The organism is Cryobacterium frigoriphilum (assembly GCF_004403305.1).
Lineage (GTDB): Bacteria > Actinomycetota > Actinomycetes > Actinomycetales > Microbacteriaceae > Cryobacterium > Cryobacterium frigoriphilum.
Genome location: NZ_SOHE01000029.1, coordinates 87,669 through 99,256, shown reverse-complemented (window position 1 = coordinate 99,256; position 11,588 = coordinate 87,669). Strand labels below are relative to the sequence as shown.

Annotated in this window: 7 protein-coding genes; 4 read left to right on the top strand and 3 right to left on the bottom strand. The window is 68.4% G+C overall.

The genetic code is table 11. From position 1 onward, the window contains the following. Positions 1-469: 469 nt before the first annotated feature. The 3 genes from E3T55_RS06770 to E3T55_RS06760 form a co-directional block, all read right to left on the bottom strand. The gene (locus E3T55_RS06770) at positions 470-1,465 is read right to left on the bottom strand and encodes a type IV toxin-antitoxin system AbiEi family antitoxin domain-containing protein (protein WP_134518807.1); all 996 of its coding nucleotides are present in this window, start codon (positions 1,463-1,465) and stop codon (positions 470-472) included. Between the two features lie 260 nt (positions 1,466-1,725). Continuing rightward, positions 1,726-1,938: a response regulator gene (locus E3T55_RS20205; RefSeq protein WP_166791703.1), complete on the bottom strand. Its 213-nt coding sequence runs from the start codon at positions 1,936-1,938 to the stop codon at positions 1,726-1,728. A gap of 77 nt (positions 1,939-2,015) precedes the next feature. Continuing rightward, entirely contained in the window at positions 2,016-4,442 is a 2,427-nt protein-coding gene (locus tag E3T55_RS06760) for an ATP-binding protein (protein WP_134518805.1), read from the bottom strand. A 221-nt stretch (positions 4,443-4,663) separates the two neighbouring features. Between E3T55_RS06760 and E3T55_RS06755 the strand changes: the two genes are divergently transcribed. Genes E3T55_RS06755 through E3T55_RS06740 form a run of 4 tightly spaced genes read left to right on the top strand, consistent with a single transcriptional unit; the run spans position 4,664 to position 11,557 of the window. Next, positions 4,664-6,115: a DUF3375 domain-containing protein gene (locus E3T55_RS06755; RefSeq protein WP_241992919.1), complete on the top strand. Its 1,452-nt coding sequence runs from the start codon at positions 4,664-4,666 to the stop codon at positions 6,113-6,115. A gap of 2 nt (positions 6,116-6,117) precedes the next feature. After that, positions 6,118-6,876 (top strand): DUF4194 domain-containing protein, encoded by a 759-nt coding sequence (locus tag E3T55_RS06750; protein ID WP_134518819.1) that lies wholly within the window; start codon positions 6,118-6,120, stop codon positions 6,874-6,876. After that, the gene (locus tag E3T55_RS06745; protein WP_134518804.1) at positions 6,873-10,313 is read left to right on the top strand and encodes an ATP-binding protein; all 3,441 of its coding nucleotides are present in this window, start codon (positions 6,873-6,875) and stop codon (positions 10,311-10,313) included. The genes E3T55_RS06750 and E3T55_RS06745 overlap by 4 nt, the downstream gene beginning before the upstream one ends. Beyond that, positions 10,313-11,557, top strand: coding sequence for a Wadjet anti-phage system protein JetD domain-containing protein (locus E3T55_RS06740; RefSeq protein ID WP_241992918.1), 1,245 nt, complete (start codon positions 10,313-10,315; stop codon positions 11,555-11,557). The genes E3T55_RS06745 and E3T55_RS06740 overlap by 1 nt, the downstream gene beginning before the upstream one ends. Positions 11,558-11,588: the final 31 nt, after the last annotated feature.

Below are 11,588 nucleotides of genomic sequence, written 5' to 3'. Positions count from 1 at the left end.
GCGGCGTTCGGGGCGACCCTGCGCGAGTGAGCGGTGGGGCGCGGCCCCGCGGCCGCGCCTCACGCCCCGCCCGGTCACCGGCGGGCTCACGGCACTCGTTCGGTCGCTGCTCGCGGCACTCGTTCGGTCGCTGCCGGGCTCGCGGCACTCTTTCGGTCACTGCCGGCCGGTCGTGGCACTCATTGCGCGAGCGGGCACTCGGTGCGCCACGTGCCGCCGCGCCGAACGAGTGCCGCGAGGCGTTTCGGTGCTCGCGGCAGGCGCATCCGCGCCCGCATTACGCCGATGGCTACCGTGGAGGCGACTCCGGGTGGCCGCGGCACCCCCGGTCGCTGCCCGGCGGTCGTGGCACTCATTGCGCGAGCGGGCACTCGGTGCACCACGTGCCGCCGCGCCGAACGAGTGCCGCGAGCGAGTGCTGCGAGCGAGTGCCGCGAGCGAGTGCTGCGAGCGTGGGCGGCATCGCGCCTCATCGCCGGCGGGCTCGCGGCACGTTCTGTTCCGTCAGGAATTGGGCGAAGGCGCGGGCGTCGTACGCCAGGTCCCACCCCCACCGGGTGAAGCTGATGACCTTGGGGCGCAAAATGTTCTCCCGGTTCTTCTCGGCCATGACCACGCCGACGACGTCTCGACCCGCCATTACCTCACCACGGCTGTACTTGAGGGCTCCATCGAACTCGCCGATCTTGCGCACGCCACGCCAGAAATAGTCGACAAAATACGTGCGACCCTGCACGACGAACCGTACCTGCAGTTCGGGCACCTCGAAGCCCAGTTCCTCGAAACGCACCCTGCTGAGCGACTCGCCGGCGTTGGCCGACAGCCCGTTCGCGAAAGTGATCGCTCGTTCGGCGGCGCGCCGACCCACCCGCGGTTGCACCGCATCGAGCTCGGTGAGAAGCACGTCCTTCGTGATCGGGGGTGATCCGTGAAGACCGGTCCGCTTCTCTCGCTGTCGGCGAACGGCCTCCTGATGGAGCACATGGTCGACCATCGTCACGCCGATCAGAAAACTCGATCCGACGGCCATGTCGACGACTGTACGAGTCAGGCTCGTGACGGTTACACCGGCGATGGTGACGGGATTCAGATCGCCACGATTGCGATGAGACGTGAGGAGCCGGTGGCTGCTGCCGCCCGCCGCGTCGGGGCAAAGCGCATGCACGGTCGCGGGCCACGGGCCGATGAGAGGCAGCCCGTGCATGACAGCCGCCGAGTGGTGGCTGAGCACCAGCTCGGTCGTGGCCTCAGCCGCGGTCGCCCGCACGCAGAGTCGGTAGCGCTCGTCGGGCCGGGCGTCTGTCCAGTGCTTACCGAGCACGTACCATCCGCGCCGCACCCGGGCGAGCTCGCCGCGCAGCGTGAGCCGGTGCACCGTGTAGGTCGTCATTCCGGAGGCGCGCAGGGCCTCGGCAGAGATGAGCCCATTTCTGAATACGCCGTAGGAGTCGAGGATCTCAGTCATGTCGACACTCTGCCCCAGAGCGTCTGGTGAGGCTGCCTGACATGGACTATCTGTGCAGAGATCACCCGGGACATCCGCTGTGGAGGAACCGTGCGGCCGCAGCGGTTAGTTCGCGACCAGGCGTGCTCGCGGCACTCGTTCGGTCACCGCCCGGCGGTCGCGGCACTCATTGTGCAAGCGGGCACTCGGTGCACCACGTGCCACCGCGTCGAACGAGTGCCGCGAGCGCGTGCTGCGAGCGTGGGCGGCCTTCCGCCTCATCAGCTCAGCGCGTTCTTGACCTCGGCGATGAACTCGAGGGGGTCAAACTCCGGGGTCATGATGAGTCGCACCGGTTGCGCCGGGTGGCTGTGAAGAGTATCGCGCTCTTCACGCGTGAGGGGCGAGGCGCTCATGACGAGCAGTGGGATGCGCTCCGTGAGCGGGTCACTCTGCAGGGCACGAATGATGGCCAATCCGGTCTGGTTGTCCATCAGCAGATCGATGATGATGAGGTCGGGCTGGAGCTTCTGGGCGATGGCCTGGGCTCCGGCACCGGACCCCAGGAACGCTACCTGGAAGTGTGGTGCTTGAGGTGCGCGGCCACGAGCTTCGCGGTGGACTCGTGGTCGTCGAGCACCAGGATATTGGTGGCTCTGGCATGTACCGTGCGCAGCCCGAGCAGGTTGAGTGACTGCCGTAAGTCGGCCCGCGTGATCGGCTTTTCGAGTACCGCCGTCGCCCCCTGCGACAGGGCAAAGCTCATATCGACGAGCCCGGCGATCACGATGACGGGAACCCGGTTCAGCTCCGGCCAGGTGCGCAGCCGTGCCAAGAGCCCCCAACCGTCGATTCCGGGCAGCAGCACGTCGAGGGTGATGAGGCTGACCGGCAGTCGGGTCGCGAGTTCGAGGCCACGATCGCCGTCTGTGGCGTGCACCACGGTGAAGCCCTCTGCGGCGAGCAGCAGACGCAGCCAATCGGTCGTGGGCACGTCACTTTCGATGATGAGGGCGATGCGGGAGTGCTGAGGCAGATGCCGGGTCAGCACATCTTCGGTGAATGTGCTGCCGGTGCGCACCGTGGTGTGCTCGATGGCGGACTCGTCGTCCATGACGGCGTCGGTCGGGTCGGCGGTGGCGTCGGGTCCGAGGGCCGTCGGAGCAGGCTCCGGAACGGAAACGGGGGACGGAACGGTCGTCGGCGGCGCTAGGAGGCCGCTCATGAGGTCGGCGGTGCCCGCGGTGCCCGCGGTGCCGGCGGTGCCGGCGGCGGCATCCGTTGTCTGGTCGGGCGCGGCGGGCCTCGTGATCGGGCGTCGGCGCAACCACACGACGAAACGAGTGCCCACGTCGACGCTGCTCGTGACGGCGACCGTGCCGCCGTAGTACTGCGCGAGGTCCTTCACCACGGCCAGACCGATGCCCGAGTTAGTGAAACGGATCGGCTTGACGCTGCTCGAGTCGACACGGCGCGACGTGCCCGGCACGGCGGGGAAGGCGTCGAACAGGTGGGCAAGCTGTTCGGGGGAGATGCCGGTGCCCGCATCCTGCACAGAAATTTGCAGAAAGTCGTCGGTGCTCGGTGACACCAGTGGCAGCGCGTTCACCGGCCACGGCCCCGCGAGAATACCCACCTCGGCGCGCGCAACCAGCCGGGCGGTCAGCGAGACCCGCCCTCCGGAGGCGCTGGCCTGAACCGCGTTAGCCAGCACGTTGAGCAGGATCTGACTGGTGACCTGCGCGTCGAGGGGAAAACTGACGGCGTCGTGCGAGACGGACACGTCAAAGCCCACCGTGGGATCGGCTGCCTGCTCGCGCAGCCGCACCAGGCTGCGGTACAGCAGGCTCTCGACGTGCACGTCAGTGACGGCCAGCGGTACGGTGCCGGACTGCAGATGGGCGAGGTTGATCAGGTCGTTGAGCATGTTCACGAGGTGCTGGCCGCTCGTGAAGATCGCCTCGGCGGTGGCCCGTTGGCGGTCTGAGAGCTCACCGAGGATGCCATCCTTGAGCACCTCGGAGAACTCCAGAATGGAGGTGATCGGAGCCCCCAGATCGCGGGCGGCGCGGGTGAGGCTCGAGGCCCCGGATTCGGGCAGGCCTGCGGGACCCGGTGCCTGCCCGGGCGCGCGCGCCGTGACATCGCGCACCGAGGCGAAGATTCCGCGCACCACCCGGTCCCGATCCCGGTAGACCACCGCGTTGCACGCGACACGAAAGATGGTGCCGTTGTTGCCGGCAGCGACCGTGAGCTGGGCATCCGTGACCCGCTCCTCGGCGAGTACCCGGCGAGTCAGGCGGTCGGCGACGGCCGGCTCGGCGAAACACAGCCGAAATGGCAGTCCGATGAGCTCGTCGCGGGTGCGCCGCAGGAGCTTGATCATGTGTTCATTGACGTCGGTGATGATGGCGGTCGGGGTCATGGTGACCAGCGCGTCAACACTGGACTCAATCACCGAGCGGGTGTAGAACTGCTGGTCCCGGCGTTGTTCGTCGAGCTGGCTGAGGGCATCGGCCTCGTTCCGGGCGGCGTCATCCGTTCCGATGAACAGATAGCCGATGATGTGGCGCTGGGCATCGTGCAGGGCGGTGACCGACACGATCGCCGGAAAGTGCACGCCGTCTTTGCGTACCCCCGTAATGCGGTGTACCTGTTCCCCGCCGCGTGCTGCCTGGTACGAGAGCACCTCGAACCCGGGGGCGATCTCGGTGTGGAATTCGGCGCTCAACGCGTGGGCACGCTCCATCAGCTCGCCGGGATCGGCGAACACGGCGGGGGTGACCTTGTTGATGACATCAACCTCGCGATACCCCAATCGGCGTTGCGCACCCACGTTGAAGATCTGGATTATGCCGTTGACGTCGGTCGCGATGACAGAAAAACTGCCGCTGTGCAGCACGGCCTCCTGCAGGGCCTCGGCCCGTACCAGAGAGCCGGGGGCGGTGTCGCCGCGCTCGTGCGGGTTGCGTGGCTCGTCGTCGTGTTGCGCAGTCATAGAGCGCTCTTTTGGGTATGAGCCATCACGACCTCCGTCGAGAACCCTTCGTCAAACCGAATTGTGCCACCGGTCACGTGACTTCGATAGCCTGATTTTGGTCACAAATCGCGCGGTCTGACGCTGTCTGCGCGGCACCGTGTCGGTGGGGTGCTGCATGATGTTTTCAGGACCTTTAGTGTCAGCCGAACCCCGGTTGCGACCACCCAGAAGGAGGAACCGTGAGTGCACTGGCCCAGACCCACGCCCTCACCCGAATGCTCGAGACGGATGCCACGTGGCGGCTGCTGCGCGCCGACAACGCGCCGGTCATTGCCGCGCTGCTCAGCGAGCATCTCGGCGGTGAAGACCGGCGGCTGCCCACCGACGACCTCTACGAGCGCATCGACCACGACCTCGAGGCCCTGCGCGGGCACGGCTTCGACCTGCCGCAGAGCGCCCAGGGGTACTGCGCCGAGTGGCGCAAGGCCGGGTTTCTGACCAGGCGTCCCGCCGAAGAGGCCCGCGGTGAGACCTTCGAGCTCGCACCGGGAGCGCTCGCGGCGATCCGCACCCTGGAACAGCTCGCCGCCCCGCGTCAGACCGTCACCGAATCCCGCCTCGCGAGTATCGGCGCCCAGCTCGGCCAACTCGCCGTCGACACCGATCCCGATGCCACTCGTCGTCTGCAACAGCTGCACGCCCAGCGTGACCGGCTCGACGCGCAGATCGAACGCATCCAGGCCGGCGACCTCGAGACCCTCGACCCGGCGCGTGCACTCGAACGGGTGCGCGATATCCTCGCCCAGGCCGAGGAGATCCCCTCCGACTTCGCTCGGGTACGGGCCGAATTCGACGACCTCAACCGTGACCTGCGGGCCCGCATCGTGGAGTCCGACGAGACACAGCGCAGCGTGCTCGACGAGGTCTTTCGCGGCGTCGACCTGATCGCTGAATCCGACGAGGGCCGCAGCTTCGCCGGCTTCAGCGCCCTCGTGCTCGACCCCGCGGTCGGTGAGGCCTTCGACGACGACATCGCCCGGGTGCTCGACCGAGCTTTCGCCGCCGACCTCACCCCCGCACATCGGCGATTTCTGCGCCGCTTCATTGGCACCCTCAAAGACCACAGCGGGGAGATCCACGAGGTCATCACGACTTTTGCCCGCGGCCTGCGGCGCTACGTGCAGTCGCAGGACTACCAGCGTGACCGGGTGCTGCGCGGGTTGCTGCGCACCGCGCTCGCCGACGGGGTGCCGGCATCCGCTGAGATCAAGCCCTATCAGCCGACCGGCCTGCGCCTCGATCTCTCGGCGGTGGCGCTGTCGAGTGTCGGAGCGATTCGCCTGCACGACCCGGCCGAGTTCGACGCGACCGCGCCGATTGTCGAGCACGAGTCGGGCATGGCCGATCTGGCCACCCTGCGGGCGCTGGCCCGGGAGACCGAGATCGACTTCGCCGAACTCATCGATCACGTCAATGCCGTGCTCGCCGAGCTCGACCAGGCCACCGTGCGGCAGGTGCTCGAGCGTCACCCGGCCAGCCAGGGTGTGGCGAGCGTCGTGGGACTGCTGACCCTCGCCGCGAACCAGGGATCCGCGCCGGGCGGGGTCGAGACCGTGCGGTGGCGGGGCGTCGACGCCGCGGCGCGCGCCGCCGACATTCCGATCTACCTTTTCACCGGGAGGCTGCTGTGACCATGCACACGGGAACGACCGACACCGGGGCGCGTGCGGCCCGCGAGGGTGGCGACGCGGGCGACCAGAGCAACCCGGGCGATTCGGGCGATTCGGCAGACCCGACCGGGCTCTGGCCCGGTGACCGCGGCGTGCTCGGGGAACAGTCTCGCCGAGCGATGCTGCAGCTCGTCACCGGTCCGTATCTGTCCGGAGTGAAGGCGCCCGCCCTGTGGTCGGCGCTGCTCGGTGACGAGAGTGCGATTCGGTCCCGGCTGCACGACCTGTTTCTCGAGCTCGTACTCGACCGGGTCGGCGAGTTCGCGTTCGTGCGCAACGTCAGCACGACGGAGTTGACGGTGCCGAACGCCGTGCGCACCGCGCCGCTGACCTTTCTCGACACCGCGATGTTGCTCGTGCTGCGCCAGATGCTGCTCACCGGCGAGGGGGAGGGTCGCGTGATCGTGGGCCGCGAGGAGGTATTTGAGCAGTTGCGGGTGTACCGCACCGTCGACCGGGACGAGAGCGACTTCGCCCGCCGACTCAACGCCTCCTGGCTCAACATGAAGAACAAGCTGCGGGTGATTCACCAGGCCGGCGCCGACGACCGTGCTGAAATCTCGCCCGTGCTGCGGCTCATCGTCGACGCCGACCAGATTCAGGCGGTCGGCGCCGAGTACCGACGCATCGCCGCGGCGGGTGGCCGGGGTAGCTCGGGTGGTCTGACCGCGGATGAGACCGACGAGACCGACCGCACCGAGACCGAGGAGATGACCAGATGACCATGCTTGAGATGCCCGGTCTGGGCGCATCCGTCGACGACGCCGTCGACCCGAACGTCGACCCGGCCGGGGCGATGCCGATTCACGTGGGTCAGTGGCGGCTCGCGCACATCGAGGTCTGCAACTGGGGTACCTTCGACGGCCTGCACCGGATCGACGTCGCCCGCCAGGGGCACCTCTTCACCGGGGCCTCCGGCTCCGGCAAGTCGTCACTGCTCGACGCGATCGCGACCGTGCTCACCCCCGACCGATGGTTGCGCTTCAACGCGGCCGCTCAGGAATCCGCGACCCGCAACGACGACCGCAGCCTGGTCAGCTACATTCGCGGGGCCTGGAGCAAGGAGGCCGATGAGAATCTCGACCGGGCGGTGAGTTCGTACATTCGGCCGCGCGCAACCTGGAGCGGAGTGCTGCTGCGCTTCGACAACGGTCGGGACGCGCCCGTCATCCTCGCCCGAGTCTTCCATTTGAAGGGCACGAGCGTCGACAAGGCCGACCTGAAAGATGCCTGCTTCGTCGACCGCGGCACGGTGGGCCTGCGCGATTTCGCCGAGTTCGTGGCCAGCGGCATCGAGGCCCGGCGGTTGAAGGCGGCCTGGCCGGAGGCCGTGATCACGACCACCGGTTCGCACGGTGCCTTCTACTCCAAACTGCGCCGGCTGCTCGGCATCAGCAGCCAGAACGCGCTTCACCTGCTGCACAAAACCCAGTCGGCCAAGAACCTCGGCAGCCTGGACCAGCTTTTTCGTTCCTTCATGCTCGACGAACCCGGCACGTTCAAGCGCGCGACGACGGCGGTGGAACAGTTCGGCGAACTGAACCAGGCGCACCAGCACGTGGTCGAGCTGCGTCGCCAGGCCGATCACCTGCGTGAGCTCGAGACATCCATCGACGCCTACGAGACGGCGACCGCGGTCGGCACCGAGGCCAATCGGCTCAGCAGCCTGATCGAACCCTTTCAAGACCAGCTCACGCTGCGCCTCGCCAACGACGAACGTGCCGTGCTGCGGGCTCAGCAGGCTCGGGCGGGCGATGATGCCCGGGCAGCGGATGCCGCCCGCGCCGCCGCCGCGGATCGCTGTCGCGCCGCGGAACGCCGGGCGCTGAAACTCGGCGGCAACGATGCCGCCCAGATGCAGGAGCGGGTGACCGACGCCGTCACGGCTGCCGGGGCGACCGGCGTGCGCTGGACCCGGTTCGCCGAGGAACTCGCCGGGGTCGGCGTGACCGGGGCACCACAGAACGGCGCGGAATTCGCCGAACTGGTGGAGCAGGCTCGCCGGGCGCTCGACGAGCAGGCGCCGCTCGCCGCCCACGACCACGACGACAACGAGCAATACTTCACGGCCATGAAAGATCTGGTCAGGGTCGATAAAGAGCTGAAGGAGCTGCGCACCCGCAAGAGCAACCTGCCGGCCGCCCTGCTGCTGGCCCGCACGGAGCTCGCCCGCGAGCTGGGCCTGAGCGAGTCGGCGCTGCCCTTTGCCGGGGAACTGATCGAGGTGCTGCCCGAGTTTGCTGACTGGAGCGGCGCCATCGAACGGGTACTGTTTCCGCTCGCGAGCGCGCTCCTGGTGCGGGATGAATACCTGGCCGAGGTGCGCCGACGCGTGGAGGCCCGCAACGTGGGTGCCCGACTCGTCTTCGAGGCGGTTCCGGCCCTGGCCACCCCGCCGAAACCCGCTCGCACCGAGCGGTCGCTGCTGCACCGCATCCGGGTCAGCGCCGGCCCGTTCCACGACTGGCTCGAAACCCGCACGGCCGCCGAGTTCGACTTCGCCTGCGTCGAGCACCCCGACGACCTCGACACCGTCGACCGTGGGGTGACGCGCGGCGGGCAGATCAAGAAATCCGCTCGCCGCTACGAGAAAAACGACCGGCACCGGGTCGACGATCGCAGCCACTGGATCCTGGGCGCCGACAACGAGGCCAAGATCGACCTACTGCTCGAGCAGCGCCGCGATGCCGAACGGCGCCACTCCGAGGCCGACCGGCGCCTGAAGACGGCGCAGTCCGAACGCGATGCCGTCATACGGCGCCGCAACGTATTCGCGCGGGTGCTCGGCCAGGACTGGCCCGAACTCGACCGGGCCGCCGCCGACGAACTAGTGCGCTCCCGCACCGGCCAGTTGGCCGTGCTGACGGCGGGCAACGCCGAACTGACGGATGCGCTCGGCGCCGAAACCGAGGCCAGGCACGACCTGTTGCTCGCCGAGACCCGGTCGCGCGAAACGGGCCTGCAGCTGGACCGGGTGCAGTCCCAACTTGCCGAGGTTGATGAGCTCGTGGCCGAGCTGCGGGACCGGGTGCAGGCCACGGTTGACGGTTCCGTGCTGAGCGCTCAGGACACCGCGGCGCTCGACGCCCGCTACCGCCTCGAGCAGCGCAAGATCGATCGGCGCAGCATTGGCGATGTCGGCCGCAAGGTCAGCGCGGCTCTGTACCGCGAGGCGAGTGAGGCGCAGAAGCAGCGCGGCGACGCGCAGTCCGTGTTCGTGGCCGGTGCCGTGTCGTTCACCCGCACCTGGCCGGCCGCGGCCGGGGATCTGACGACGTCGATCGAGGACCGGGCCGGCTACCGAGCCCTGCTCGAGGGCATCGTCGCGCGCGGACTGCCCGAGCACGAGGGAAACTTTCTCAAGCTGCTGCGCGAGAAGTCCCGTGACCTGATCGGACACCTGGCCAGCGACATCCGCGACGCCCCGAAAGAGGTCGGCCTGCGCATCGACCCGGTGAACGCCTCGCTCGGGCGCTCCCGCTTCGACGTGGAACGGTATCTGCGCATCGAGGTCAAGACCCGGCGCTCGCCGGAGGTGGTGGCGTTCATGGCCGACCTGAAAACCGTCGTCGACGGCGCGTGGACCGATGACGACCTCGCCTCCGCCGAACGACGCTTCGCGGTACTCAACCAGATCATGACCCGGCTCGGGTCGAGCGAGAACGCCGACCTGGCCTGGCGGCGCCGCTGCCTCGACACCCGCGAACACGTCACGTTCATGGCGCACGAGGTCGACCTCGCCGGCCGCACGGTGAACGTGCACGACTCCAGCGCCGGTCTCTCGGGCGGGCAGCGCCAGAAACTGGTGATCTTCTGCCTCGCCGCAGCGCTGCGCTACCAGCTCGCCGCCGACGAAGACCAGCTGCCGACCTACGCGACCATCATTCTCGACGAGGCCTTCGACAAGGCAGACAGCCGCTACACCCGCATGGCGATGGACGTCTTCGTCGAGTTCGGGTTTCACATGATTCTGGCGACACCCGAAAAGCTGCTGCAGACGATCGAACCCTACGTCGGCGGTATCACCTCGATCACCAATGCGAGCCGTAAGGACTCCCGCACGGCGAGTGTCACCTTTCGAGCCGACACCGAAGATGTAGCAGACACAGCAGACACAGCAGACACGGCAGACACGGCAGCCGACACGGCGGGCTCCTGATGGCACCGCCGAGCGCCATGGTCACCGTCGCCGCGGCCCGCGAACGGGCTCGCAAACGGGTTGAGCAAGACCAACGCACCTGGGCGGCGATCGGGGGAGCGGATGCCGCCCTGCAGATCGTGCTGCACCCGCCAACCGAGCGGGCGGTACTGCAGGGGCAGGCCGGGGTCATCGCGTGGGTGCAGTCGTGGCGGGCGCTCGCCGCAGATCAGACCTCGGTCCGGGTGTACTGGGAGGATCGGCAGTGGCCGAGCGTCGGAGCCCAACGGGTGCCGGTGCGTTGCGTTGTCAGTGGGGCCGACACGATCGCCGCGTTTGCCGGCGCCTCGATCGGCCGAGAATGGTGCCTGCTGCGTGACCGGGCGAGCCTGCTGCGGTCCGTGTTCGCCTCGAAGGCGGCGTCGACAGATGCGCTCGCCGCCGCCATCCGCACCCACGGCCGGGCGATCCGTGCCCTGTCGGAGGCCGATTTCACGATCCTGCTGCACGTGGTCGGCTGGCTGAGCGCACACCCGTACTCGGGCTGGCGTATTCGGCAGCTGCCCATTCACGGCATCGACACGAAGTGGCTTGGCCACAACCGAACGCTCGTCGAGAGTCTGCACGCCGCGGTCACCGGCCGGGCATCGCTTGGCCTGCTCGAGGCGCCGGTGCTCGTGCGGGTACGGTTTCTCGACCCGGTGCTGCGGCCAGGTGGCCTCGTCGACCTGACCGCGCCGATCGAGCAACTCGCCGCGCTGCCGATCGCGCCGACCACCGTGTTCGTGTTCGAGAACCTCGAGACCGTGCTGGCCATGCCGGAGCTGCCGGGAGCGGTCGTGGTGCATGGCAGCGGTTACGCCGCCGGGCGGCTGCGAGGGATTCCGTGGGTGGCCTCTGGTCGCATCGTCTATTGGGGTGACCTCGACAGTGACGGCTTCGCTATTTTGCACGCAGTACGCTCCAGCTGCGCCGACGTGACGAGCGTTCTCATGGACGAAACGACCCTGCTCGCCTACCGGGACCTGTGGGTGCCGGAGCCGACGCCGGCGGGCGGCGGATACGGGCTGCTGACGGCCGATGAGGCGTCGGCGCTCGGGCGCATCCGCTCGGAGGGAAACGTGCGACTGGAACAGGAACGCATCCCCTGGCAGGTGGCCCTCGACGCCCTCACGGCGACACTCCCGACGACACTCACGACGAGTAGCCGGACCGTGCTGCGACCCCCCGAGCCGGTGTCACGGTTCCCGGCGGGCCGCGCGTAGGCTGGGAACATCCGACTGCGCTGCTGCGTAC

Bases quoted from the DNA above. Each gene is read 5' to 3' on its own strand.
- E3T55_RS06770 (WP_134518807.1), bottom strand. From the start codon at position 1,465: ATGACTGAGATCCTCGACTCCTACGGCGTATTCAGAAATGGGCTCATC.
- E3T55_RS20205 (WP_166791703.1), bottom strand. From the start codon at position 1,938: ATGGACAACCAGACCGGATTGGCCATCATTCGTGCCCTGCAGAGTGAC.
- E3T55_RS06760 (WP_134518805.1), bottom strand. From the start codon at position 4,442: ATGACTGCGCAACACGACGACGAGCCACGCAACCCGCACGAGCGCGGC.
- E3T55_RS06750 (WP_134518819.1), top strand. From the start codon at position 6,118: ATGCACACGGGAACGACCGACACCGGGGCGCGTGCGGCCCGCGAGGGT.
- E3T55_RS06745 (WP_134518804.1), top strand. From the start codon at position 6,873: ATGACCATGCTTGAGATGCCCGGTCTGGGCGCATCCGTCGACGACGCC.
- E3T55_RS06740 (WP_241992918.1), top strand. From the start codon at position 10,313: ATGGCACCGCCGAGCGCCATGGTCACCGTCGCCGCGGCCCGCGAACGG.